The following is a 26,581-nucleotide window of genomic DNA, read 5'->3' on the forward strand; positions in this document are numbered from 1 at the left end:
GCTTTGCGGGGCTTTTCGCAGCCCGGCTTCAGGACTCGTCGAACGTCGCGATATAGGCAGACAGGTCGGCGATATCCTGATCCGACAGATTGCGCGCGTTCGGCGCCATCAGGTGGGTGTCATCCCCCACGGTCTCGCCGGCGCGGTACGCCACCAGGCGTCCGGCAATGAACTCCGCCGTATTCCCGGCGATGGCCGGGAAGATGCCCACGCCCTGGCCCCGGGCGCCGTGGCAGGCGACGCACGTGCCGTAGAGCTGGTTTTCGGCGCGCGTGGCGTCACCCGCAGCCAGATCGATGCCGTTGACGGTTTCACCATTGCCATTCGTGGCGGCTTCCTCCGCAGCGGCCTCCTCCTCGGCGGCGGCCTCTTCTTCCTCGCTCGCGGCTTCCTCACCGTTGCCGTTCTCCGCGGCACCGTTGTCCGGCGACCAGCCGTGATCCACGTCCGCCTGATCCAGCATGTAGGCGACCGCCTGGCGAACCTCGTCGTCGCTCAGGCTCGGGTCCCCGCCCTTCGCCGGCATCGCATTGAAGCCGTTGATGGAGTGATCAAAGAGGGTATCCATGCCCTTGTCACTGAAGCGCGACGACCATTCGTCGGTGTCGTCCACGATGGGCGCACCCGAAGCCCCCGTGTCGTGACACGCCGCGCAGACATTCTGGTAGATATCCCCCGGACTCAGATCGGCCGCTTCCTCGTCCGCCACGTCCACCGGACCGGCCTCGACCCGTCCCGCCGGAGTCAGGCGTTCCGTCAGCTGTTCCTCGGTAATGGTGGTGCGTTCCGCCGTGCCCATCTGGCCGAGCCAGTTCACCAGCTGGGCCACCAGGAAAATGACCGCGCCCGCCAGCGCGATTGCCGAGACGAACAGCAGCACCTTGTTCCCGGCATCCATCTTGATCGGTTGATTCGCCACTTCTCTCCCTCCGAGATCCGGCCGAATGCGGCCTTGATTTTGGTTTCCCCTGGAATCCGGGCGCGGCCCTGAAAGCTGCGGCGCACGGGCGCGCACGAGGGGCGGAAGTATAGGGCATCCGGCGCAACCAGACCACAAACCAAGTACAGCACTCAAAAATCACTGGACGAAAAAGGCCGCGCGGCGTACCATTTCGCTCCGTAGCGCCCGTAGCTCAGCTGGATAGAGCGCCACCCTCCGGAGGTGGAAGTCAGAGGTTCGAATCCTCTCGGGCGCGCCACTATCCACGATGCCGGCCCGCCCCGTGATTTCCTTCCTCCACACGGAACAGTCTGCGGTTCAGCATTTACGCCTACGGCCACCCCGATTCGCCCGACTGCCGGCGATTCACACGCCGCCCCGGGGACATATCGGGCTCGACACCGATCATGCGTTATCTTGGCCAGCATCTCCGCCATAATCGGTAGCGCATGATGTCCGGCAACCGACACTACCCGCGATGCAGTCCCGCCACCCGCTGCCCGGGCGCACACGGGTGTACCGCGTTCGGGGGCGCATGAGGCGTTCGGGCGCGACCCGGTGGCTGCGGGCCGCCTGGCTGCTGGTGCTGCTGAGCCTGGCGGCCCCCGGGAGCCCGGCGCTCGCCGGGGCGCCCGAGTTCGAGGAGGTCTTCGATCAGCACGGGGTGGTGATGCTGTGGATCGAGCCGGAGTCCGGCGAGATCGTCGATGCCAACCCCGCCGCGGCGTCCTTCTACGGCTATTCGCGGGAAGAACTGCGCGGCATGCCGATCCAGCAGATCAACACCTTCACCCCGGAGCAGGTCGCCGAGGAGCGCGAGCTGGCTGCACTCGAGGGGCGCAACTATTTCATCTTCCGCCACCGCCTGGCCGATGGCGAGATCCGCACCGTTGAAGTGCATTCCCACCCGTTCCCCTTCAACGACCAGACCCTGCTGCTCTCGGTGATTCAGGACATCACCCCCGGCCGCAACCTCGAGCAGGGCCTCTGGCATTATCAGGAACGCCTGGAGGAAATGGTCGAGCTGCAGTCCGCCGAGATCGTGGCACGGGAGCGCCAGTTGCGGTACTGGCTGATCGGCGGCCTGGTGGTGCTGTCCGTCCTGGTCCTGGCCCTGGCGCTGAACATCCGCCGGCGCCGCCATAGTGAAGAGCGCCTGCGCACCTTCAGCGAGGACTTTCACACCTTCCTCGACCAGACCACCGATTTCATCTATTTCAAGGACGCGCAAAGCCGCATCCGCTTCTGCAGCCAGCCTCTGGCACGCATTACCGGGCACGATGACTGGCGCGAGATGGTGGGCAAGCATGATCGCGAAATCTTCCCCGCGGATACCGCGCGGATCTACGAGGAGGAAGAGCAAGCCATCTTTGCCGAGGGCCGGCCGATACTCAACCGGGTCGACCCGTTCTACGACGCCGATGGCCGCCGAGGATATGTACAAACCCACAAGTGGCCGCTGTTCGACGCCCTGGGGCGGGTACGCGGCGTGTTCGGCATCAGCCGCGACATCACCGAGCACAAGCTCATCGAGCAGACCCTCTCCACACTCAACGGCGAACTGGCCCGGATGGGCGGCGAGGAGTTCTTCCAGCGTGCCTGCCGCCTGCTGTGCGAATCGCTTGGGACCGAAATCGCCTTTATCGGCCGCCTGGAGGAGGAACAGCACCGGGTGGATGCGTTTGCCGGCTGGGCCGACGGCCAACCACTGACACCCTTTCGTTACGATCTGACGGGCACCCCCTGTGCCAACCTGACCAAAGACGGTACCGCCTGTTACCCGGAGAACATCCGGAGCCTGTTCCCGCAGGACCACCTGCTCGAGGAGATGGGCATCGAGGCCTATGTCGGACACAACCTGATCGACCGGCAGGGCAGCCCTCTGGGGATTCTGGTGACCCTGAGTCGCCAGCCACTGAAGGAACGCCTGCACGAACTGGCCCCCGCGATGCTCGGGCTGTTCGTTGACCGCGTCGCCTCCGAGATGCAGCGCAGCGAGGCCGAAGACAGGCTGATGCAGGCCGCCAGCGTCTTCCATCATGCCAACGAGGGGATCCTGATCACGGATCCGCAGGGCCGCATCCTCGACGTGAATGCCGCCTTCTCGCGCATCACCGGCTACCGGCGCGAGGAGGTGCTGGGCCGCAATCCGAGCATGCTGCAGTCCGGCAAGCACGACGAGGCCTTCTACGCGGACCTGTGGCAGACCCTCCGGGCCGAGGGAAGCTGGTCGGGCGAGGTGTGGAACCGGCGCAAGGACGGCGAACTGTACGCCGAGATGCTGACCATCAGCGCGGTTCGCGATGGCGAGGGCGCGATCCAGCGCTATGTCGGGCTGTTCTCCGACATCACCCCGCTGAAGGAACAGCAGCGTCAGCTGGAATACATGGCTCATTTCGACGCGCTCACCGAGCTGCCCAACCGGGTGCTGCTGGCGGATCGTCTGCATCAGGCCATGGCTCAGGTGGCGCGGCGCGAACGGCAGCTGGCGCTGGTCTATCTCGATCTGGACCGTTTCAAGGAGATCAACGACGACCACGGTCACGAGGTGGGCGACCGCATGCTGGTCGCGCTGGCGGAGCGGCTGAAGGGGTGCCTGCGTGAAGGGGATACGCTGGCGCGGCTGGGCGGTGACGAGTTCGTCGCGGTGCTGCCGGACCTGCCGGACGTGGAATCCGCCCAGCCGCTGCTGCAGCGCCTGCGCGAGACCGCATCCCGCCCGGTGCACGACGGCCGGCACCACCTGCAGGTCACCGCCAGCCTCGGGGTCAGCCTGTATCCCCAGGCCGAACCCGTGGACGCCGACCAGCTGCTGCGCCAGGCAGACCAGGCGATGTATCAGGCCAAGCTGGCCGGCGGGGACCGCTACCACCTGTTCGATGTGGCATCCGACCGCAACCTGCGCGATCAGAACGAGGCCCTGGAGGCTATCCGCCAGGGCCTGGCGAACGACGAGTTCGTGCTCTTCTACCAGCCCAAGGTGTCGATGCGCAGTGGCGAACTGGTGGGGGCCGAAGCCCTGATCCGGTGGCAGCATCCGGAGCACGGCCTGCGGCCCCCGGGCGCATTCCTTCCGCAGCTGGAAGGCCATCCGCTGATGGTGGAGCTGGGCAACCGGGTAATCGAGATGGCGCTCGCGCAGATCGAACAGTGGCGCGAACAGGGCCGCCCGCTGACGGTCAGCGTCAACGTGGATGCCCTGCAGCTGAGCGACCCCGATTTCATCGCCGGGCTGCGCGCTGCCCTCGCCCGCCACCCCCGGGCACAGCCCGGGGACCTGGAACTGGAAGTGGTCGAGACCAGCGCCCTGCAGGACATCACCCACGTTTCGTCACTGATCGAAGAGTGTCGGGAGCTGGGCGTGCGTTTCTCGCTGGACGATTTCGGTACCGGCTATTCCTCGCTGTCCTATCTCAAGCGCCTTCCGGTCGAGACCCTCAAGATCGACCAGTCCTTCGTGCGCGACATGCTGTACGACCCGGACGATCTGTCCATCCTGCACGGGATCATCGGCCTGGCCGGGAGCTTCCAGCGCGAGGTGCTCGCCGAGGGAGTGGAGACCGAACTGCACGGCGAGATGCTGCTGCAGCTGGGCTGCGAGATGGCCCAGGGTTATGCCATCGCCCGCCCCATGCCTGCCGACCAGCTGCTGTCCTGGCAGGCACAATGGCAGCCGCACGCCAGCTGGACGCAGGCCACCCCGGTCGCAAACGAGCTGCGGCCGATGCTGTTCGGCATCGTCACCCACCAGGCCTGGGTGAGCTCGCTGCAGGAGTTCCTGCAGGACCGGGCGGCACAACCGCCCGAGCCGGATCCGCGACGGTGTCCGTTCGGTCGCTGGCTGCATGCCCATGACCCCGACGGCGACCGAATGCCGTCGATCCACGCCCTGCACGATCAGGTCCATCAGCTGGGCGATGAACTGGTCCGGCTCAAAAACGGGGGTCAAGCCGCACGGGCCCTTGCCCGGTTTGGCGAGATGGAGGCGCTGAGCCACCAGATGACCGGTGCGATCCGTGGCCTGATCGGCGCGCGGGCGTCCCGGCCGGAAGAATGAAGCGGACATGCACATGGATCGACGCAGCTTTCTGGTCGCCGCCGGCGCCACCCTCCCCGCCCTGCTGGGGGCCTGTGGCCGCCCGGAGCCGCCACTGGAGATTGCCGGCCACGTATGGCCGGGCTACGAGCCGATGTTCCTGGCGCGGGCCATGGGCTGGCTGGACCCCGAGCGGGTCCGGCTGCGCGAGACCGCTTCCGCCAGCGAATCCATGCGCCGGCTGGCCGCCGGCGAGGTCCATGGTGCGGCGCTGACCCTGGACGAGGTGCTGCGGGTGCGCGCCCGGGGGACAGATCTTCGCATCGTACTGGTCTTCAACATCTCCGCAGGGGCCGACATGGTGCTGGCGCGCCCCGCGATCGAAAGCCTGGAAGATCTGGCCGGGCGCCGGGTCGGCGTGGAAGACTCGGCTCTGGGGGCTCTGATGCTCCACCACACCCTGGACGCCGCGGGCCTTGCCCGCGACGAGGTGCAAACGGTGTCGCTGACCATCAACGAGCAGGAGGCCGCCTGGGAACGGGATGCAGTGGATGCCGTGGTGACCTATCAGCCCGTCGCCGAGCGCCTGCTGGACGACGGCGCGCATGTCCTGTTCGACAGCCGGGCGATGCCCGACACGATCTTCGATGTCCTCGCGATCGAGGCCGGTCACCTGGAGCGTCTCGAACGATCGACCCGCCACCTGATCGCGGCGCATTTCCGTGCCCTGCATCACCTGCGCGCCAATCCGGTGGACGCCGGCTACCGCATGGCGGAACGCCTCGGGGTCCCCGGCCACCGGGCCATGGAAACCTTCCGCGGACTGGTGCTGCCGGAACCGGCCAGCAACCGCCGCCTGCTGGCCGGTTCCGACTGCCGGGTCCTGCAGGCGGCACGGGAAATCGCCGGCCTGATGGAAGATGCGGACGCGCCGCTGGACCGCAACTTCGGGGATGAACTTGTACGCCCCGATCTGCTGCCGCGCGAGGAGCCCCGATGAGATACGCGATCGGGATCGCAGTACCCCTGCTGGTCGCCGTGCTGATGCTTGCAGCGACGCCGGCGGTGGCCGAGCGCAGCGTGACCGTGGGGATCCTGGCCTTTGAGCCGGAGGATGTGGCCCGGGAGCGCTGGGGCCCGCTGATCCAGCACCTGGACGCGGAACTGGATGACGTGACGGTGGACGCGGTGATCGCCGAATACTCGGCGCTGGATCAGGAGCTTCGCAACAACCGGCTGGATTTCCTGCTGACCAATCCCACCCACTTCATCCGCATCCGCAGCGACAATCACCTGTCGGGTGCCCTGGCAACCCTGGTCCCCATGCACCACGGGACACCGCTACGCGGGTTCGGCGGGGTCGCCTTTACCCGCGCCGACCACGATCACATCCAGGACTGGGAAGACGTCGCCGGGCAGCGAATCGCGGCCGTAGTGCCCGAATCACTGGGCGGCTACCAGGCCCAGGCGCGGGAACTGCGCGAACGCGGCGCGACACCGCGTGATGCAGACGTCGAATTCACCGGAATGCCGCACGACCGGGTGGTGGAACGGGTCCTGGACGGCGAAGCGGACGTGGGGTTCGTGCGCATCGGGATCCTGGAGCGCCTGCAGGATGCCGGTCGGATCGACCCGGAGGAGGTCCGCGTCATCGCCCGCCAGGACATGGCGGATTTCCCGCTGGCGCTGTCCACCCGGCTGTATCCGGAATGGCCGTTCATCGCGATTGGCCACGTACCCCGCGAGCTCAGCCACCGCATGCTGGTCGCCCTGCTGGAACTGGACCGCCAGTCGGCACCCGCGCAGGGCGCGGGTATCGACGGCTTTGCGGTACCCATGGACTACGAACCGGTAGAGGAGCTGGCACGCGAACTCCGACTGCCGCCCTTCGATGCCCTCCCGCAGCTTACCCTGCGGGAATTCATGCAGGTCTACGGCCAGCAGGTCACCCTGACGCTGCTGGTCGGCAGTCTCATGCTCGCATTGATCCTCGGCCTGGTGCTGGTGAACCGTCGCCTGACCACAGTGCGCCGGGAACTGGAAGAAAAGGCGGCGGCGCTGGAGCGCAGCGAGGCCCACGCGCGCGCACTGATGCGGGCCCTGCCGGACAGCCTGTTCCGGATGGACCGCGACGGCACCTTCATCGAATGCGAGGCCGTCTCGGAAGAGATGCTGCTGATGCCACCCGAGGAGTTTCTCGGGCGGCGCCTGGACGAGCTGTTCCCGCCCGCCTATGCGGAACAGGGGACGCGGGCGATCCGCGAGGCACTGGACAGCGGCGAGGTCCGCGACTTCGAATACGACACGACTGCACTGGGCATGCCCGGCCATTTCGAGGCGCGGGTGGTCCCGCTGAACGACCGCGAAGTGCTGATGATCGTGCGCGACGTCAGCCAGCGATTCACGATGGAGGTTGCGCGCAGCGAGGAACGCCGCTTCCGCGAGAACCTGCTGGCCAGCCTGGGCGAAGGCGTGTTCGGCATCGACCGGGAGGGTCGTTTCAGCTTCATCAACCCCACCGGTTGTCGCCTGCTGGGCTTCGCCGACCAGACCGAGGCCCTGGGGCGGGATTCTCACGCCACGACACATCACAGCCATCCGGACGGCTCGCATTATCCCGCGCAAGAATGCCCGATCCACGGGGTCCTGCTCAGTGGCGAGACGGTGGAGGCCTGGGAAGATCATTTCTGGCGCCAGGACGGTGAGGCCTTCCCGGTCCTGGTCTACGCCTCGCCCACGCGCGACGACACCGGCGAACTGACCGGCGTGGTGGTGTCCTTCCAGGACATCTCGGTGCGCAAGGTGATGGAACGGGCCCTGGCCGACAGCGAGGCCCGCTTCCGCCTGGCCCAGGAGGCCGCGCGCTTCGGCATCTGGGAATGGGATGTCCCGGAAGACCGGATCCACTGGGATGATCAGTGCTGGCGCATGCTGGGCGAGGACCCGGGGGAGGGCCGGTTGCTGGCCTACGAGGACTGGCGCAACCGGATCCACCCGGAGGATCTCGTCCAGGCGGAAGCGGAAGTACAGCGCCAGCTGGCGGAGGGCGGGAAATTCTCCATCGAATTCCGGTATCGCCTGGCCGACGGTGGATGGTTGTGGACGCTGGGTCGGGGACGCGTGGTCGAGTGGGGCCCGGAGGGCGAGCCGCGGCGAATGACGGGCATCCACGTGGATATCCAGCGGCTCAAGGAGGTCGAGGCCGAGCTGCGCGAACGCGAGAACGAGCTCGCGGAGGCCCAGCGCATCGCGCACATGGGCAACTGGATATCCGATTTCCGCTCCGGCGAGATCCGGTGGTCGGAGGAGGTCTACCGCATCTTCGGACTGGACCACGACCAATGGGGCGCGACCGAGGCGGCCTTCATTGAACGGGTCCACCCGGACGACCGCGACACGGTTCGCGCGGCCATCGATGCCTCGGTGAGCGGCCCGGGTGTGCCCTATCAAGTGGAACACCGGATCCTGCGCCCGGACGGCGAGATCCGCACGGTCTACCAGCAGGGCGAGGTCGAATTCGACGACGAGGGCACGCCTCTGTGGATGCTGGGGACGGTGCTCGACATCACCGAACGCAAGGCCACGGAAGAAGCCCTGGCCCGGCGCCAGGCCGCCGACCGCGCGACCTCCGACATCGCTACGCGTCTGGTGACCCGACGCGACGTGGACCGGGCGATCGAGGAATCGCTGGAGGTGCTGGGGGAACTGCTGGGGGCCAGCCGGTCCGCGGTTCTTCTGTTGCGGCGCGACGGGTCGCTGATGGACAACACCCACGAATGGGCGGCCCCGGGCATCCCGCGGAAAAAGGAGGAACTGCAGGCGCTGAACCTGGACGATCTGCCGGCCTGGCGGCAACGGATGGAGCAGGGACAGCTGATGCAAATGCCGGGTGACGCTCACACCGGCGAGAGCTCCTCCGCCGAACACGAGCTCATGCGGGCTCTGGGCGTCCAGGCAATGATGGCCGCTCCCCTGCAGGCCGCCGGCGAACCCCTGGGGCTGCTGGGTGTAGCGGACGTACACGGCACGGCATCCTGGGGGCTGGAGGACGCCGAGACCCTGCGGCACGTGGCCGACCTGCTGGGCAACGTACTGGAACGCCACCGGGTGCAACAGGCCCTGGAAGGGCTGAATCTGGAGCTGCGCCGCTCCAACGAGGAGCTGGAGCAGTTCGCCTACGGGGTATCCCACGATCTGCGCCAGCCGCTGCGCATGGTCAGCAGCTACCTGCAGCTGCTGGAGCGCAGCCTGGGCGAACAGCTGGATGCCGACCAGCAGCGTTTCCTCGGTTACGCCACCGAGGGCGCCCGACGCATGGACCGCATGATCGTGGGCCTGCTGGAATACTCCCGAGTGGGACGCAAGACCGACCCCATGGCTCCGCTGGACACCCGCGAGGTCCTGGACACCGCTCTGGCGTTCCTGCAGCCGGCAGTGACCGAAACATCGGCGCGCATCGACGTCGAAGGCGACTGGCCGCGCCTGGTTGCCAGCCAGGACGAGCTGGTACGCCTGCTGCAGAACCTGATCGACAATGCGCTGAAGTACGTGCCGGGCGACACGCGCCCCGAGGTCCGCATCGACGGACGCATCGACGGCGACCACTGGGAGGTCCGCGTGCGCGACAACGGGGTTGGCATCCCGCAGGATCAGGAGGATCGACTGTTCCGGGTCTTCTCGCGTCTGCACGGTCACGGGGAATATGAAGGCAGCGGCATCGGTCTGGCGCTGTGCCGCCGGATCGTGGAACATCACGGCGGCCGCATCGGCGCCGAATCGGACGGACCGGGACACGGCAGCACCTTCTGGTTCCGGATACCCCGCCGGACTCCGGAAAACGAGCGAACTGAAGACAACGCAGGCGCATGAAGGGTCCCGTGGAGATTACCCGATGAACGAGACCGCCGAGCCGGTCACCGACGTCCTGCTGGTGGAAGACGAACCGGCGGACGTCCACCTGACGCGCATGGCCTTCGAGGAAGCCGGGGTCACCGCGCGCCTGCATCACGTGAACGACGGGCGCGAGGCCCTGCGGTTTCTGGCGGGTGAGGCGCCCTACGACCATGCCCCGCAGCCGGGGCTGATCCTGCTGGACCTGAACATGCCGCACATGGGCGGGCTGGAGTTCCTGCAGCGCCTGCGCGGGACTGATCAGGCCGAGGAAGTCCCCGTGGTGGTGTTGTCCACTTCCGACCTGGAACGCGACATTCAGGCCAGTCACCGGAACGGCGCGGCCGACTATCTGGTGAAGCCGCTGGACATGGAACAGTTCTGCGACCGGGTACAGCGACTGGCGCGGGACTGGAATCTGCCGCTGGCGGAGCACGCCCCGTCTCCGACTCCCGCCCCTTCCCCGACCGAGCGTCGCGACGCCTCGCCGGAAGCGCCCCGGAAAGGCGGAGACCATGCAACGGCCCCGGAGGACACCCGCAGGGAGGGCGTGCCGGTGCTACTGGTGGAAGACGAGCCGGGAGACGCCGACCTGGTGCGCTTCGGCCTGCGGGGCTCCGCCCGCGATCGCTTCGACGTCACCTGGGTCGACCGTTTGTCGGCGGTGCCGCAGGTCCTGGACAAGGTGTCGCCCGCCGTCGTTCTGCTCGACCTGTCACTGCCTGACAGCACCGGGCTGTACACCGTACGCGCCGCACGCGAGTGGTTCCGGGAGACGCCGATCATCGTGCTGACCGGTTACGACGACGAGGATTTCGCTCTCAGGACACTGGAGGCCGGGGCGGCGGACTACCTGGTCAAGGGTCGTATCGAGACCTCCACCCTGGTGCGCGCGATCCGCTATGCCCGCAGCCGCGCGAGTCTGGAGGGACGGGTCCGCGAATCGGAGGCGCGCATGGCCGCCGCACTCGAAGGGGCCCACCTGGGTCTGTGGGACTGGCGGGTCGATCAGGATTCGATGTATGTCGACCGCCGCTGGGGCGAGCTCACAGGCCTGGCGGAGGCGGAAGGAATCGGGCCCATAACGCTGTGGGAGCAGGTCCTGCATCCGGATGATCGCGAGCGCCGGGACACCGCGCTGCAGCGACACCTCGCGGGCGAAACCTTGCGCTATTCCGCGGAATTCCGGGTGCGCCACCCCTCCGGGTCCGAGGCCTGGCTGCTGGATGCAGGGCAAGTGATCGAGCGCGACCGTGATCAGCACGCCCGGCGCATGGTGGGCGTGGTCCAGGACATCACCGAACACAAACGAATGGAGCAGCGCCTGGAAACGCTGGCGCGCACCGACCCGCTGACCGGGCTGGCCAACCGCCGGCTGTTCATGGACGAACTGGAGCGCGAATACGCGCGCATGCGCCGGGAACCGGGCTACACCGCCGGCCTGCTGATGCTGGACATCGACCACTTCAAGCGGTTCAACGACCGTTACGGTCACGAGATCGGCGATCAGGTGCTGGTCGAGTTCGCCGACTGTATCGCATCCGCGCTGCGGGCCGGCGACCGCGCCGCACGCCTGGGCGGCGAGGAATTCGCGATCCTCCTCCACGGCACCTCGCCGGAAGGCGCCGAGCACACCGCGGAGCGCGTACGGGCCCGTGTGGAGGCGATGGAGCCGCAGCCCGAACGCCCGAACACCACCGGGGTGACGACCAGCATCGGGGTGACCATCCTTCGCGCGGACGACAGGGGCGCCGACGATGCGCTGCGGCGGGCCGATGATGCCCTCTACGCGGCCAAATCCCGGGGACGCAACTGTGTGGTCGTCAACGGCAGCGCCAGAGAGGAAGAGCCGCCGAAAGATTGAGACAGGTCATGGCAGCCCCGCGAGGAACAGGTCTATTTTCGTAGCAGGTGCGGCATATACCACAGGGAGAGCGCCATGATTACCGAAATCCTGTTTCAGTCCCCGATCGGCATCCTGACCATTGCGACCCTGCTCGGCATCGTTGTCTTCCTCGGCTGGGTGGGCTATGTGGTCGTGCACAACGTGCGCGAGGCCGGCAAGAACAAGTAACCCGGCATCCCCGAACGACCCGACGGGCATCTGCGTCGGGTTCCCCTGAACGAAAAGACCCCGCACCCGGGAACCCGGTTGCGGGGTCTTTTGCTGCGGCACTACGGCCGCGTCGGGTCAGGTGTGCTGGGCACCGTGATACAGGCGGACCACGTGCTTGGCCTCGGCGAAGAACAGCCAGCGCTCCATGCCGACCCCGATCAGGGTAGACACCAGGGCCAGCCAGCCGATCGCTGCGGGGGCGCCGGTCAGCACCGCCGCGAACACCAGCGCGGGGACGATAAAGCCCAGCAGGAACACCGCCATCTTCAGGATGTCCGTGGTGTTCTTGCCCGGGTCGTAACCAAACTCGTCGGTCAGGAACGTACCGGCGGTGTGGCCGGTATCCAGCAGCCGCACCGTGGCACGGTTGAAGGTGGTGGCCGTGTTGATCGTCGGGCCGGTCACGCGCGAGATCCAGAAATAGTAGATCCCCTTGAGGACCGCGGCGATCAGCAGCATCACGATGGCCACGCCGGCGTGCATCGCGGTGGCGTTGCCAAAGGCGCTGGCAATGGCCGCATAGGCGACCGCGCCGGTGGCCACGCCCAGCATGATGTAGTTGGCCGGGGTCAGTGCGGTGTTCCACTGACGGATGGTCTTCAGGCAGCCGTAGATCATGCCCGTCGAGAACAGCGTGATCACGGCGAGGATCGCGGCCACCAGGCCGGCCACCATGCCCAGCGGGCCGATCTCCGGACCGAACAGCAACACGCAGAGGCCATAGACCAGCGCAAACGGATAGAACAGCACGGCAAACACCGCCTCGCGCGAGAGCCAGGAGGTCTTGAAGCGCATGAACGAACGCCAGGCGTTCTTCTTGTTCGCCAGGTGGCCGGTGGAAAGGAGCAGGCCGAAGGTAATCAGGCCCAGCGCGGCAACGCCGTGGGCGATCAGTTCACCGTGGCTCATCGCCGGACCGATGCCGGCCAGGTGGAAGATCACCAGCAGGACGAACAGACCATAGCCGGCGCCCGAAGTGACCGTGAACAGGATGACGGAAAGTGCAGGATGCATGGTGTTTTCTCCCCGGATGCGGCGTTTTAGCGCGCCACCATCTTGTTGACCCAGTCCTTCACCGAGCTGATCAGCGTATTGGCACGCACATCGTCGGTGGGAATGGGGCGGGTGACTCGCGGCGGCAGATACGTATTGACCGGCTTGTAGCCCAGCTCGGGCATCTGCTTCACCCCGCCGCGTTCGCGCACCAGACGGCTGACCTCGGATTCTTCGTCGTCGAAGTCACCGAAGAAGCGCGCATGCGCCGGGCAGGTGATCACGCAGGCCGGCTGGCGCTCTTCCGGCGGCAGGGCCTCGTCGTAGATGCGGTCCACGCACAGGGTGCACTTCTTCATCACGCCGTCTTCGCGGTCCAGCTCGCGGGCGCCGTAGGGGCAGGCCCAGGCGCAGTAGTTGCAGCCCATGCACTTGTCCTGGTCGACCAGCACGATGCCGTCTTCCGGGCGCTTGTAGGAGGCGCCGGTCGGGCAGACGTTCACGCAGTCGGCATGCTCGCAGTGCATGCAGGACATCGGGATGTTGACGGTCTTGTTGTTGGGGTAGTCCCCGACCTCATAGTGGCGAATGCGGTTGAACCACACGCCACTGGGGTCTTCCCCGTAGGGCTGATAGTCGGTCAGCGGTCCGGTGGTGCCGCTGGTGTTCCACTGCTTGCAGGCCACCGCGCAGGCATGGCAGCCCACGCAGGTATCCATGTCGATTACGAGTCCAAGACGCATGGTTGGTACTCCCTCAGATCGTTCGTGCGGGCGAGCCCCGTGACGGCGCCGGGCCGCCACGGGGCGGGCCGGCTCAGTTCTTGTCGTCGTCCAGCGAGCCGCGGGTCAGCACGTCGCGGATGTCGCGGTTCAGGTGCACGGGCTTGTGCGCGTGGTAGCGCAGCTGGTCCGGCGATTCGGACATGCCCGGCGTGGCCTTGACCTTGTCGAACTGCGGCCAGGAGCCCCTTTCCTCCGGCTCGGCCGGCGTGATCTTGACCTTCAGGTCATACCACGCGGCCTGGCCGGTGACCGGGTCGGAGTTGGTGATATCGTCCACCGGGTCGCCCTTCTTCGGCAGCAGCTCGCTGATGAGGTGATTCATCAGGAAGCCCTTCTGCGACTCGTTGGCGTCGTCCTTCAGGCCCCAGGCGCCCTTCTGCTTACCGATCGCGTTCCAGGTCCAGACGGTATTGGGCTCGCAGCCCTCGATCAGCTTCACCTGCACGCGGATCTTGCCGTTGTGCGATTCCAGCCACACCCAGGACAGGTCCTCGATGCCCATGGACTCGGCCTTCTGGCGGTTCATGTACAGGTAGTTCTGGGCACAGATCTGGCGCAGCCAGGCGTTCTGCGAATCCCAGGAGTGATACATGAACATCGGGCGCTGGTTGACCGCGTAGAACGGGTACTCGTCCTCGTCGATGCGGGTCTGCTCCAGCGGCTTGTGCCAGATCGGCAGCGGATCGAAGAACTCGGTCAGGCGATCCTTGTGCTCCTGTTTCGTCGGCTGCGGACCGTCATACAGGCCCTGGCCGGCCAGCTTGAAGCGCTGCTGGGTCTCGGAGTAGAGCTCGATGGTGATCGGGTCGGTCTTGCCCACCCAGCCGGCGTGCTTCGCCAGCTCCAGATACTCCTGGTTGGCGTAGCGGTAGAACTGCTGGCTCTCCGGCAGGTGATACATGAAGAACCCCTGGTTCTCGATGTACGCCTCCCACTGCTTCGGGTTCGGCTCGCCGCGCAGGTGGCTCTGGCCATCCTTGCCACGATAACCCGACAGAAAGCCGATGCCCGGCTCCTTCTCGAAGTTGACGATGAAGTCCTTGTAGTCGGCAAACTTGCGGCTGCCGTCGTCCTTCGTGAATGCCGGGAACTTCAGGCGGCTGGCCAGCTCGACCATCACCTCCTGCCACGGGCGCACGTCGCGATCCGGCTCGAGAATCGGATGGCGGATGGAGTCGGCCGCCGCGGCCGGCTCGGAGATCGGGCGGTCGAGCATGGAGATGGTGTCGTAGCGTTCCAGATAGGTGGTATCCGGCAGCACCAGGTCGGCAAAGCTGACCATCTCGGAGTTGAACGCGTCCGAGACCACCAGGTACGGGATCTTGTACTCGCCGTTCTCGTCCCTGGCCCGCAGCATGTCCATCACTTCGGCGGTGTTCATCGTGGAGTTCCACGACATGTTCGCCATGAAGAAGATGAGCGTGTCGATCGGGTACGGGTCACCCTTGACCGCGTTGGTCACGACCATGTGCATCATGCCGTGGTTGGAGATCGGCGCATCCCAGGAATAGGCCTTGTCGATGCGCAGCGGGTTGCCGTCGTCATCGATGACCAGGTCTTCCGGCGCGGTCGGGAACCCCAGCGGCGGGCTCTTCAGCGGGGTGTTCGGCGCGCATTCCTTCGCCGGCTTGATGCCCGGCGGGACGTGCTTGGGATACGGCGGCTTGGCCAGGTGACCGCCGGGGCAGTCCACCGAACCCAGCATGATCTGCAGGAAGTGGATCGCGCGGCAGGTCTGGAAGCCGTTGGAGTGCGCGGAAATGCCGCGCATCGCGTGCATGGACACCGGGCGGCCGAACACCTTGTCGTGCTTGCGGCCCCAGGAGTCGGTCCACTCGATATCGAGCTCGATGGTCTCCTTGAACGCGACGTGGGCCATCTCCAGCGCCAGGCGCTCGGTCTGCTCGGCCGGCACGCCGGTGATCTCGGCAGTGTTCTCCGGGGAGTACTCGTCATCCAGATAGCGCTCGGCCAGCAGGGTCATCACGGTCTTGACCGGGCGGCCGTCCGGGGCGGTGTATTCGCCGAACAGCGCCGGCTTGATGTCCACCTGACTGCCGTCAACGAAGTCTTCCTTCTCCAGCTCCCAGACCAGCGGGTTGCCGTTGTCGCCGCGCAGGATCAGGCCGTCGCCCTGCTGCCCCGGGGTCTGCACCACCAGCTGGGTGGCGTTGGTGTAGCGCACCAGGAAGTCCCAGTCGAACTGGCTGTTCTTCAGCAGTACGTGCAGCATCGACAGCGCGAACAGGCCGTCGGTGCCGGGCTTGATGCCCACCCATTCGTCGGCGATCGCCTGGTAGCCGGTGCGCACCGGGTTGATGGCCACGAACTTGCCGCCGTTGCGCTTGAGCTTCTCCAGCCCGATCTTGATCGGGTTGGAGGCATGGTCCTCGGCCACGCCCCACAGCATGTGGTACTTGGTGCGGTCCCAGTCGGGATCACCGAATTCCCAGAAGGCGAAGCCGGTGGTGTACAGGCCGCCGGCGGCCATGTTCACCGAACAGAAGCCGCCGTGGGCCGCCCAGTTGTAGGTGCCGAACTGGGTCGCCCACAGGCCGGTCAGGGCCTGCATCTGGTCACGGCCGGTAAAGAACGCCAGCTTGCGCGGATCGGTCTCGCGGATCTTTTTCAGGCGTTCGGACAGGGTATCGATGGCCTCGTCCCAGGAGATCGGCTCGAACTCGCCGGCGCCGCGCTCGGTGCCCGGCTTGCGGCGCATCGGCTGGTGCAGGCGGGCCGGGGACTGCTGCTTCATGATCCCGGCGTTGCCCTTGGCACAGAGCACGCCCTTGTTGATCGGATGATGCCGGTTCCCCTGGATGTAGCGGACCTTGTTGTCCTCCACGGTGACCTTGATGCCACAGCGACAGGCACACATGTAACAGGTGGTGTACTTGATCTCCTGCTTGCCGTGATCTTCGAATTCGGGCAGGGCACTCATGGGCGCGACCTCGTTGACTGTCGGTTCAGTTGTCCACTGCGTATTGTGGATGCCCGGCGAGCCGGGTGCCAACGAGACTTTTCTATGCACGCATAGACTGGAGTTATTCGCGAAAGAATTTATTTATTCTTGCGCCGGAACTGTGCGATTTCCGACATGCTGACACGCATGACCTACGATATGTCCTGCCAAACATATCGCCTCGCCCGAGGCCGGGAGCTTCGATGAACGATCGCGGACTTGTGGATCCCTTTGGCCGTACGATCGAATACGTACGCGTGTCGGTCACCGACCGCTGCGACCTGCGCTGCTTTTACTGCATGCCGGAGGGCTTTCGCGATTTCGAAGTGCCCGAGCACTGGCTGACCTTCGACGAGATCGAGCGGGTGATGGCGGCCTTCGGGCGCCTCGGCACCCGACGCGTGCGCCTGACCGGCGGCGAGCCGCTGGTGCGCCACAAAATCCCGGACCTGGCCGCACGCCTGAACGCCCTGCCGGGCATCGACGACATCTCGCTGTCCACCAATGCGGTGCGTCTGGCGAAGCACGCCGACGCGCTGGCCGCGGGCGGGGTCGGGCGCATCAACGTGAGCCTGGACACCCTGCGCGCGGAGGTCTTCAAGGACGTGACCGGCGGCAAGCTGGAGAAGGTGATCGACGGGCTGATGGCAGCGAAGCGCGCCGGGCTGGACCCGATCAAGATCAACATGGTGGTGATGGGCGGCATCAACGATACTGAGGTCGGCCACATGGTCGACTTCTGCATCGAGCACGGTTTCACCCTGCGCTTCATCGAGACCATGCCGGTGGGCGACACCGGGCGCGCGGCAAACGAAGGCCACTACGTGAACCTGCAGGACGTGCGCCGCGACCTGGAGCAGCGTTTCGAGCTGATCCCCGGGGTGATGCCCGGCGGCGGCCCGGCGCGCTATGTGCAGGTGGCGGGCACGGACATCCGCATCGGCTTCATCACGCCGATCTCGCAGCACTTCTGCGACACCTGCAACCGCGTGCGGCTGTCGGTGGACGGCACCATCCATACCTGTCTGGGCAACGAGCACAGCCTGGCGCTGCGCCCGCGGCTGCGTGACGGCTGCAGCGATGCCGAGCTGGAAGAGGCAATCCTCGAGGCGATCGCGCTGAAGCCCGAGCGCCACGAATTCAACGAGCGCCCGGAGAAGGTCATGCGCTTCATGTCCATGACCGGGGGGTGAATCAGACCACCCAGATCGTCTTGGCATTCACGAACTCGCGGATCCCCAGATCGGCCAGTTCGCGCCCGTAGCCGGAATCCTTTACCCCGCCGAAGGGCAGGCGCGGGTCGCTCTTCACCACCGCGTTGACGAACGCACAACCGCATTCCAGCTGGCGCGCCATCGCCTCGCCGCGGGCGCGGTCGGCGGTCCACACCGACCCGCCAAGGCCAAAGCGCGAACGGTTCGCCAGCTCCACCGCCGCCGCGGCATCCGCGGCCCGCGTGATCGCCGCTACCGGACCGAAGGTCTCCTCGTCGAAGGCCGCCATGCCCGGCTCGACGTGATCCAGCACGGTCGGTGCGTAGTAGAAGCCTTCGCCCTCCAGCGGCTCACCCCCGGTGCGGCACACCGCGCCGGCAGCGACACTGCGCTGCACCTGATCGTGCAGCTCGTCGCGCAGATCGCCGCGCGCAAGCGGGCCCAGATCCGTCCCGTCTTCCATCGGATCACCCGTGCAAAGGTCCGTCACCGCCCGGCTCAGGCGGTCCGCAAAGGCCTCGGCGATCGAATCCTCGACGATGAACCGCTTGGCCGCGATGCAGGTCTCGCCGTTGTTCTGGAACCGCCCGCGCAGGGCCTCGCGCACCACGGTGTCCAGGTCCGCGTCATGCAGGACGATGAAGGCGTCCGAACCGCCCAGCTCCAGCACCGAGGTCTTCAGGGCCTTGCCCGCGGCCGCACCCACCGCACGCCCGGCACGCTCCGAACCCGTCAGACTCACGCCCTGCACCCGCGGATCGGCGATCAGATCCTCGACCGCATCGGAGCCCACCGGCAGATTGCGGAAGCCCCCCTCGGGGAACCCCGCTGCACGGAACACCTCCTCCAGCGCCTGTGCGCAGCCGGGCACATTGGAGGCATGCTTGAGCAGCACGGTGTTGCCGGCCAGGGTCGCCGGAATGGCCTGGCGGAAGGCCTGCCAGTAAGGAAAATTCCAGGGCATGACCAGCAGCACGGTGCCCAGCGGCTGCCAGGCCACGTACGAGCGGGCCGCCTCGGTGGCCACCGGCACGTCCAGGAGGAAGCCCGGCCCGTGCTCGGCGTAGTATTCGCAGGCCACCGCGCACTTCTCCACCTCGGCCAGAGCCTCGACCCGCCGCTTGCCCATCTCGCGGGTCGCGGTCACCGCCAGCTCCTCCTGGCGCCCGCGCAGGACAGCGGCCAGCTGGCGCAGCAGGGCGGCCCGTTCATGCACCGGCTTCAGAGCCCAGGCCGTGCGCGCGTCCACCGCGCCCTGCAGCGCGGCTTCCACGCCGGCGGCATCCATCCGCGGGTAATTCGCCAGCACCTTGCCGGTGGCCGGATTGATGGCAGTCAGTTCAGTCATCTTCGGGCCTCTCTCTCGGGACTCGCCGGGCCAGCGCCCGCCCGGGTGGATTGATCACGCGCCCACAGCCGAGTATAAGACGCACACATCCGTATTCGGTAAGGGCCTTCGCAATCATGTCGAATCTCTCGATCCGCAATGTCTGCCTGCTGGGCGGAACGGGCTTCGTCGGGCACCACATCGTGGCGCGGCTAATCGACCGTGGACTGAATGTACGCGTGGTCACGCGCCATCCGCACCGTCACCGCGAGCTCATGGTGAACCCCGAGGTGGACCTGATCGCCGGCAATATCCACGAGCCGGAAGAACTCGACCGCGTCCTGCGCGACCAGGATGCCGTGATCAACCTGGTCGGGATCCTCAACGAGCGGGGGCATGACGGTTCCGGTTTCCGCCGCGCCCATGTCGAACTGACGGAAAAGGCCCTGGCCGCCGCCGAACGCCAGGGCGTGCGCCGCTTTCTGCAGATGAGCGCGCTGAAGGCCGACATGCCGGACCCGCCCAGCCACTACCTGCGGACCAAGGGCGAAGCCGAACAGGCGGTGTTCGCAACCACGGCATTCCCGGTCACGGTGTTCCGCCCGTCGGTGATCTTCGGCCCGGAGGACAGCTTCCTCAACCGCTTCGCCACGCTGCTGCGCTTCTCGCCGGTGATGCCGCTGGCCCGCGCCGAAGCACGCTTCGCCCCGGTGTTCGTGGGCGACGTGGCCGACCACTTCGCCGAGGCACTGAACGATCCGAAGACCTTCGGCCAGGGATTCGAGCTGTGCGGCCCAAGGGAGTACAGCCTGGGCGAACTGGTGCGCTACGTCGGCCGGGTCTCCGGTCACCGGCGTCCGGTCATTGGCCTGCCGGACTGGGCGGGCCGCCTGCAGGCGAACGTGCTGGAGCACGTGCCGGGCAAGCCGCTGTCGCGCGACAACCTCGCCTCGCTGTCGATCGACAGCGTATGCACCGGGCAGACCCTGCACTGTCCCACCCGGCTGGAGAGCATCGCACCCACCTATCTGGGCAAGGGCGGCCGCGAGGCGCGCATGCAGAAACTGCGCACCAGCTACGAGCGCGACTGAGGCGCCCGCCACCGGGATGCACATCTATCTGGTCGGTGGCGCGGTCCGCGACCGGCTCCTGGGCCGCCCGGTCAACGAACGCGATTACGTAGTGGTCGGCGCCACGCCCGAGGCCATGGAAGCGGCCGGCTATCGCGCCGTGGGGCGCGACTTTCCGGTGTTCCTCCATCCGCGGACCCAGGAGGAATACGCCCTCGCCCGGACCGAGCGCAAGACCGCGCGCGGCTACCACGGCTTCCAGTTCAACGCCGCCCCCGATGTCCCGCTGGAACAGGACCTGGAACGGCGCGACCTCACCATCAACGCCATGGCCGAGGACGACGGCGGCGAGGTGATCGACCCCTTCGGCGGCCGCGATGACCTGGAAAACCGCACCCTGCGGCACGTCTCCCCGGCGTTCGCCGAAGACCCGGTACGCCTGCTGCGTCTGGCACGCTTCGCCGCCCAGCTGGCCCCCTGGGGGTTCGAGATCGCCGACGAGACCCGCGCCCTGCTGCGCGAGCTGGTCGCCTCGGGGGAAGTCGACGCCCTGGTTCCGGAACGCGTCTGGGCCGAGTGCGAAAAAGCCCTGGCCAGCCCCGCTCCGCGCCGGTTCATCGAGGTGCTGCGCGAATGCGGGGCACTGACGGTGCTGCTGCCGGAACTGGAACACCTGTTCGGCGTACCGCAGCCGGCGAAATACCACCCCGAGATCGACACCGGCGTACACACCCTGATGGTGCTGGACCAGGCCACGCGCCTGAGCGACGCGCCCGAGGTCCGCTTCGCGGCGCTGACCCATGATCTGGGCAAGGCGGACACCCCGGAGGACATCCTGCCCGCGCACCACGGGCACGAGGAACGCAGCGTCACCCACATCAAGGCGCTCGCCGAACGCCTGCGCATTCCCCGGCGCTACCGCGACCTCGCGATCCGCGTAGCGCGTCATCACGGCCTCGCGCATCGCCTGTTCGAACTGCGCCCGAAGACCGTGATGAAACTGATCGAGGGCCTGGATGCCCTGCGCCGCCCGGAGAACGTCGAGCCCTTCCTGCTGGCGGTCGAGGCCGACTTCCGCGGGCGCACCGGCTGGGAGGAGCGCCCCTACCCCCAGCCCGACGCCCTGCGCCGCGCCGTGGAGGCCGCCGCGGCCGTCAGCCCGCAACCCCTGATCGAGGCCGGATACCAGGGCCCGCAGCTGGGCGAGGCCCTGCGCCGCGAGCGCATCCGCGCGATCGCCGAAGCCCTGGAAGGGCACTGAACCCGGCCCCACTTGCCTGCAACGCGCAGCGGCCGTACTCTTCACGGTTCGTTGCCGCACAGAGGATCCCGCAATGGATTTCGCCAAGGCCCGGATGAACATGGTGGAACAGCAGGTACGCCCCTGGGACGTACTCGACATGCGCGTACTGGGGGTCATGGAGACGCTGCCGCGCGAGCGCTTCATGCCCGAACCCTACCAGGCCCTGGCCTATGCCGACACGGAGATCCCCCTCGGTCACGGCGAGGAAACCCTGCCGCCGCGCGTGATCGGGCGCATGCTGCAGGCCGTGGCGGCCAGGCCCACCGATACCGTGCTGGAGATCGGCACCGGGTCCGGCTATGCCACCGCCTGCCTGGCGCGCATGGGCGCCCATGTCGACAGCGTGGAACGCCACGACGACCTGCGCCTGGCCGCGCGCAACCGCCTGCACGACCTGAACATCACCAACGCGGCGCCGCGCACCGGGACGGTGACCCCCGAATGGCGTCCGCCGCGGGAGCGCTATGACGTCATCGCCGTCAACGGCGCCATGACCGAATACAACGACTTCCTGGAACAATTCCTGGCGCTGGGCGGCCGCCTGTTCGTGGTGACCGGGGAGCCTCCGATCATGGAGGCGCTGCTGGTGACCCGGACCACCGAGGACAACACCCTCCACGAGCAGCTGTTCGAGACCCGCGTGCCGCCGCTGGCCGGCTTCGAACCGCAACCGGCCTTCGAATTCTAGGCCACCGAAAGCCCTGTCCGTCCCGAGCCCGTCCGCCACTGGCGGCGGGCTTTGCTAGTATGTAAAGCCTCGCCTGTCCGGATCGAATCGCCATGAAACGACTGCACCCCCTGCTCGCCGCCGCCGGTCTCGCCCTGTTCACGGCCGCCCCCGCCCAGGGCGCGAGTCTGATGGAAGTCTACGAACAGGCCGCGCGCGAGGATGCCGAACTGCAGATCGCCGAGGCGGAATACCGCAGTGCCCTGCAGAACCGTCCGATGGCGCGCTCGGCTCTGCTCCCGCAGCTGACCGGCGAGATCGAGGGCGGGGCCTTCTACAACAACCCGGACGGGCGCGACAGCATCGACGGGCGGCAGAGCAGTTTCGCCCTGCGTCTGGAACAGAGCCTCTACGACCGGCGCAACTACATCGAGCTGAGTCAGGCGGACCTGGAAATCGCCCGGGCCGAAGCCGAACTCGACGGCGCCCGCCAGGACCTGATGCTGCGGGTGTCCGAGGCCTATTTTGACGTGCTCGTGGCCCAGGAAGGCCTGGAATTCAGCATCGCCGAACTGGAGGCCATCGAGCGCCAGCTGGAGCAGACCGAACGCCGCTTCGACGTCGGCCTGATCGCCAGCACCGACGTAAAGGAAGCCCGCGCCCAGCGCGACCTGGCCGAGGCCCAGCGCATCGCCGCCGAAAACGAACTGGACGTGGCCCGCGAACAGCTGGCCTTGATCACCAACCGCTACTGGGACGAACTCGATACCCTCACCCCCGAGGCCGAACTCCAGCTGCCGCAGCCGCGGGATGCCGAGGCGTGGGTGCAGCGTGCCCTGGAAAACAACCTGGAGCTGGCCGCCCAGCGCCTCGCCACCGAGACCGCACGCGAACAGATCCAGCGCCAGCGGGCCGAAGGGCAGCCGCGCGTGGGCCTCAGCGCCTCGGTCTCGGAAAACCGCTACCACGGCATAGACGGCAGTGGTGACACGGATATCGACTTCACTGCGGCCGGATTCAACGCCCAACAGGCACGGGCGCTCGAAGGCCTGGCCGGCGCCGGCGGCAGCCAGTTCGAGGATGGCCGGGAGGCGCAGATCGGCATCCGTCTGGAGATCCCGCTGTACACCGGCGGCCGGGTGACCGCCCTGACCCGTCAGGCGCGCGAGGACTTCCAGGCCGCGCAGCAGGGGCAGACGCAGGTCGAGCGCATGACCCGGCGCGACACCCGCAACGCCTATCTCGCCTCGGTGGCCACCGAATCCCGCGTGCGCGCACTGAACCAGGCACTGGAATCGACCCAGGCGGCGTTCGAGGCCGCCGAGGCCGGGTTCGAGGTCGGAACCCGCACCCAGGTGGACGTGCTCCTCGCCCTGCGCGAGGTATTCGGCGCCGAGCGCGACTTCGCCGAGGCGCGTTACGACTTCCTCGCCAACACCCTGCGCCTGGAACGGGCGGCGGGACAGCTCACCGAGGAAGACCTGGAATCCATCGACGCCATGCTGGACTGATGAGCACCGCCGCGCGGGCCCGCTGCGAGCGCTCCGACCGCTCGCCGCTGCTGCTGGTCGACCTGCAGGAGCGGCTGATGGCGGCGATGCCGGAAACCGATCGTGAACGCACCGTGCGCAACGCCGGCCGGCTGGTGGAAGCCGCGCGCCAGCTGGGTATTCCGGTGGAGGTGTCGCGCCAGTATCCGCAGGGGCTGGGCGACACCGTTGAACCACTGCACTCCGCGCTCGAGGATCTCGGCGATCTGGCCACGGTGACCGACAAGACCGCCTTCTCCTGCTGCGGCGAGGCGGCCCTGGAACAGCGCCTGGCGGGTTGCCACAGCGTGGTCATCGGCGGCGCCGAGACCCACGTGTGCGTGACCCAGACCGCGCTGGACCTGCTGGATGCCGGGGTCACGGTGTTCGTGGCGAGCGACACGGTCTGCTCGCGCAACCCCGAGCTGCGCGTCAACGGCCTCGAGCGTCTGCGCGCGGCGGGGGCGATCATCACCAACCACGAGTCCGTGCTGTTCGAATGGCTCGGCGATGCCCGCGCCGCCGAGTTCAAGTCGGTCAGCCAGTTGCTGCGGGAGGTCTGAGACATGCGCGTCGTCGGCAATCTCCTGCTGGGGATCTGGCTGGTCCTGTATGGCCTGCGCGGCCTGCTCGGCCTGCAGTTTCAGTACGATCACTACGTCATGAGCGCCCTGGCACTGATCGCCGGCGTGCTCTTCATCCTGCGCCGATAGAGAGACTCCGATCGCATGCGCCTGACACCGGACGAATACCGCGAACTGGACGGCCGCCGCATCACCCTGCTGGGGATGTCGGGTGTCGGCAAGACGCGGCTGTCCAACATGCTGCGCCAGGAGGACTGGTTTCATTACTCCGGCGACTATCGCATCGGCACGCGCTACCTGAACGAACCGATCCTGGACAACATCAAGTCCCAGGCGATGCAGGTCCCGTTCCTGCGCGAGCTGCTGCGTTCGGACTCCATCCAGATCATCAACAACATCACGGTCGACAACCTGCATCCGGTCTCCAGCTTCCTCGGAAAGCTGGGCAACCCGGAGCTGGGCGGGCTGCCGCTGACCGAGTTCAAGCGCCGGCAGGCCCTGCACCACGAGGCCGAGGTGCAGGCAATGCTGGACGTGCCGGACTTCATCCACAAGGCGCGCACCCTGTTCGGTTACCCGCATTTCGTGAACGATGCCGGCGGATCGGTGTGCGAGCTGGACAGCCCCGGCGTGCTCGAGACCCTGGCCGAACACACCATCATCCTCTATATCCAGGCCACGGACGAGGACGAGCGGGAGCTGATCGAACGCGCCGAGGCCAACCCCAAGCCGCTGTACTACCGCGAGGCCTTCCTCGACCAGCAGCTGGCCGAATACATGCGCATCGAGGAACTGGAGTACGTCGCCCAGATCGACCCCAATGCCTTCGTGCGCTGGGTCTTCTCGCGCCTGTTCCGGGCGCGGCTGCCGCGCTACGAGCAGATCGCCGAAACCTGGGGCTATACCGTCAGCACCACCGAGGTGGCCCGGGTGCGCAACGCGGCCGACTTTGACGAGCTGGTCTGCATGGCCCTGGAACGCGAGAGGCGACTGTAATGCCCCTGGTTGCACATTCCGGACTCCCCACCTTCGAACGCCTGCGCAGCGAGGGCGAATCCGTTCTGCCGAACGATTTCGCCCGCCAGCAGGAGATTCGCGCGCTGCACATCGGGCTGCTGAACATGATGCCGGATGCCGCGCTGGCGGCCACCGAGCGTCAGTTCTTTCGCCTGATCGGCGAGAGCAACCAGATCGCGCAGTTCTACATCCATCCGTTCACGTTGCCGCAGCTCAAGCGCGGCCGGAAGGGGCGCGAGCACGTCGAGAACTACTACGAGGATTTCGAGCAGCTCAAGGAAGAAGGCCTGGACGCGCTGATCATCACCGGGGCCAATGTGACCCAGCCCGATCTGGCCCTGGAGCCGTTCTGGGAGCCGCTCGCCGAGGTCGTGGACTGGGCCTGGGACAACGTGACCTCCACGCTCTGCTCCTGTCTGGCGACCCATGCGGTGCTGCAGTCGCACTACGGCGAGCACCGCCAGCACATGGGCGAGAAGCTCTGGGGGGTGTTCCCGCACCGGGTGGTCGACCGCAGACACCCGCTGGTGACCGGGGTGAACACCCGCTTCGACGTACCGCATTCGCGCTACAACAAGGTCACCCGCGATCAGTTCGAGCACCACGGGCTGCGCGTTCTGGTCGAGAGCGAAGAAGCCGGCATCCACCTGGGCGCCTCGCCGGACGGCTTCCGCATGGTCTTCTTTCAGGGCCACCCGGAGTACGACTCGATCAGCCTGCTCAAGGAATACAAGCGCGAAGTGGTGCGCTACATCGAGGGCGACCGCAAGGCCTATCCGCCACTGCCGGAGAACTACCTGATGCCGCAGGCGGCCGCGATCCTCGATGAACACCGCGAGCACGTGGAGGCGGCGCTGGAACACTGCACCGAGATCCCGGCCCTGCCCGAGGCCCTGCTGCTGGACCGCCTGGACAACACCTGGCACGACACCGCGCTGGCGGTCATCAACAACTGGCTGGGCAATGTCTACCAGCTGACCAACCTCGACCGCCGCAAGCCCTTCCGCGACAGCGTCGACCCCGACGACCCGCTGGCCGGGCGGCGCTGAGCGCGGACACCGCCCGGGAGATTGCCGGGGGATTGCCGCAGGAGGCCAGCCCTCTGGCCGATTTCCCTGGGCCATCCCCCGGGCCATCCCTCCGGCCGA

The 26,581-nt window shown here is 67.0% G+C and carries 19 protein-coding genes and 1 tRNA gene; 15 read left to right on the plus strand and 5 right to left on the minus strand.

Annotated elements, in window-relative coordinates; translation table 11 throughout:
* Positions 1–28: 28 nt before the first annotated feature.
* Positions 29–919: a c-type cytochrome gene (locus tag D577_RS0108595; protein ID WP_018947093.1), complete on the minus strand. Its 891-nt coding sequence runs from the start codon at positions 917–919 to the stop codon at positions 29–31.
* 203 nt (positions 920–1,122) lie between these two features.
* Here D577_RS0108595 and D577_RS0108600 point away from each other — a divergent pair.
* The 6 genes from D577_RS0108600 to D577_RS14500 all read left to right on the plus strand — a co-directional run bounded on the left by D577_RS0108600 (position 1,123) and on the right by D577_RS14500 (position 11,940).
* Positions 1,123–1,199: transfer RNA gene (locus D577_RS0108600), tRNA-Arg, on the plus strand.
* Positions 1,200–1,418: 219 nt separating this feature from the next.
* A complete protein-coding gene (locus D577_RS0108605; protein WP_018947094.1) occupies positions 1,419–4,997 on the plus strand; it encodes an EAL domain-containing protein in 3,579 nt (1,192 codons plus the stop codon).
* Between the two features lie 7 nt (positions 4,998–5,004).
* Complete coding sequence (locus D577_RS0108610) at positions 5,005–5,976, plus strand: ABC transporter substrate-binding protein (protein WP_018947095.1); 972 nt, start codon at positions 5,005–5,007, stop codon at positions 5,974–5,976.
* Positions 5,973–9,845: a PAS domain-containing protein gene (locus D577_RS0108615; protein ID WP_018947096.1), complete on the plus strand. Its 3,873-nt coding sequence runs from the start codon at positions 5,973–5,975 to the stop codon at positions 9,843–9,845. Before D577_RS0108610 ends, D577_RS0108615 begins: the two co-directional genes overlap by 4 nt.
* A gap of 22 nt (positions 9,846–9,867) precedes the next feature.
* Entirely contained in the window at positions 9,868–11,730 is a 1,863-nt protein-coding gene (locus D577_RS0108620; protein WP_018947097.1) for a diguanylate cyclase domain-containing protein, read from the plus strand.
* A gap of 75 nt (positions 11,731–11,805) precedes the next feature.
* Positions 11,806–11,940, plus strand: coding sequence for a hypothetical protein (locus D577_RS14500; protein ID WP_018869066.1), 135 nt, complete (start codon positions 11,806–11,808; stop codon positions 11,938–11,940).
* A gap of 117 nt (positions 11,941–12,057) precedes the next feature.
* On the opposite strand, the gene D577_RS0108630 is transcribed toward D577_RS14500, so the two are convergent.
* The 3 genes from D577_RS0108630 to D577_RS0108640 all read right to left on the minus strand — a co-directional run bounded on the left by D577_RS0108630 (position 12,058) and on the right by D577_RS0108640 (position 16,701).
* Complete coding sequence (locus D577_RS0108630) at positions 12,058–12,996, minus strand: DmsC/YnfH family molybdoenzyme membrane anchor subunit (protein ID WP_018947098.1); 939 nt, start codon at positions 12,994–12,996, stop codon at positions 12,058–12,060.
* 26 nt (positions 12,997–13,022) lie between these two features.
* Complete coding sequence (locus D577_RS0108635; RefSeq protein ID WP_018869064.1) at positions 13,023–13,718, minus strand: 4Fe-4S dicluster domain-containing protein; 696 nt, start codon at positions 13,716–13,718, stop codon at positions 13,023–13,025.
* Between the two features lie 73 nt (positions 13,719–13,791).
* Positions 13,792–16,701, minus strand: a complete 2,910-nt coding sequence (locus D577_RS0108640) for a molybdopterin oxidoreductase family protein (RefSeq protein WP_018947100.1) — start codon at positions 16,699–16,701, stop codon at positions 13,792–13,794.
* A gap of 224 nt (positions 16,702–16,925) precedes the next feature.
* On the opposite strand from D577_RS0108640, the gene moaA reads away from it, so the two are divergent.
* Positions 16,926–17,915 (plus strand): GTP 3',8-cyclase MoaA, encoded by a 990-nt coding sequence (moaA, locus tag D577_RS0108645; RefSeq protein ID WP_018947101.1) that lies wholly within the window; start codon positions 16,926–16,928, stop codon positions 17,913–17,915.
* Between the two features lies 1 nt (position 17,916).
* Here moaA and D577_RS0108650 read toward each other — a convergent pair whose 3' ends face one another.
* Complete coding sequence (locus D577_RS0108650) at positions 17,917–19,284, minus strand: NAD-dependent succinate-semialdehyde dehydrogenase (RefSeq protein WP_018947102.1); 1,368 nt, start codon at positions 19,282–19,284, stop codon at positions 17,917–17,919.
* Positions 19,285–19,400: 116 nt separating this feature from the next.
* Here D577_RS0108650 and D577_RS0108655 point away from each other — a divergent pair, with 116 nt between their 5' ends.
* The 8 genes from D577_RS0108655 (at position 19,401) to D577_RS0108690 (ending at position 26,482) form a co-directional block, all read left to right on the plus strand.
* Positions 19,401–20,354 carry a complex I NDUFA9 subunit family protein gene (locus D577_RS0108655; RefSeq protein WP_018947103.1) on the plus strand — a complete coding sequence of 318 codons (954 nt, stop codon included), beginning with the start codon at positions 19,401–19,403 and terminating at the stop codon, positions 20,352–20,354.
* Between the two features lie 16 nt (positions 20,355–20,370).
* Positions 20,371–21,594, plus strand: coding sequence for a multifunctional CCA addition/repair protein (locus D577_RS0108660; protein WP_018947104.1), 1,224 nt, complete (start codon positions 20,371–20,373; stop codon positions 21,592–21,594).
* Positions 21,595–21,667: 73 nt separating this feature from the next.
* Positions 21,668–22,324: a protein-L-isoaspartate O-methyltransferase gene (locus tag D577_RS0108665; protein ID WP_018947105.1), complete on the plus strand. Its 657-nt coding sequence runs from the start codon at positions 21,668–21,670 to the stop codon at positions 22,322–22,324.
* 92 nt (positions 22,325–22,416) lie between these two features.
* Positions 22,417–23,814: a TolC family outer membrane protein gene (locus D577_RS0108670; protein ID WP_018947106.1), complete on the plus strand. Its 1,398-nt coding sequence runs from the start codon at positions 22,417–22,419 to the stop codon at positions 23,812–23,814.
* Positions 23,814–24,395 (plus strand): isochorismatase family protein, encoded by a 582-nt coding sequence (locus tag D577_RS0108675; protein ID WP_018947107.1) that lies wholly within the window; start codon positions 23,814–23,816, stop codon positions 24,393–24,395. Before D577_RS0108670 ends, D577_RS0108675 begins: the two co-directional genes overlap by 1 nt.
* Before the next feature lie 3 nt (positions 24,396–24,398).
* Positions 24,399–24,545: a hypothetical protein gene (locus D577_RS14360; RefSeq protein ID WP_018947108.1), complete on the plus strand. Its 147-nt coding sequence runs from the start codon at positions 24,399–24,401 to the stop codon at positions 24,543–24,545.
* 15 nt (positions 24,546–24,560) lie between these two features.
* Entirely contained in the window at positions 24,561–25,412 is an 852-nt protein-coding gene (locus D577_RS0108685; RefSeq protein WP_018869054.1) for a hypothetical protein, read from the plus strand.
* On the plus strand, positions 25,412–26,482 hold the full coding sequence (locus D577_RS0108690; RefSeq protein WP_018947109.1) for a homoserine O-succinyltransferase: 1,071 nt from the start codon (positions 25,412–25,414) through the stop codon (positions 26,480–26,482). The genes D577_RS0108685 and D577_RS0108690 overlap by 1 nt, the downstream gene beginning before the upstream one ends.
* The last annotated feature ends 99 nt before the right edge of the window (positions 26,483–26,581 follow it).

Origin of the sequence: Thioalkalivibrio sp. AKL17 (assembly GCF_000377885.1) — a bacterium.
In the GTDB taxonomy this organism is placed as follows: domain Bacteria; phylum Pseudomonadota; class Gammaproteobacteria; order Ectothiorhodospirales; family Ectothiorhodospiraceae; genus Thioalkalivibrio; species Thioalkalivibrio halophilus.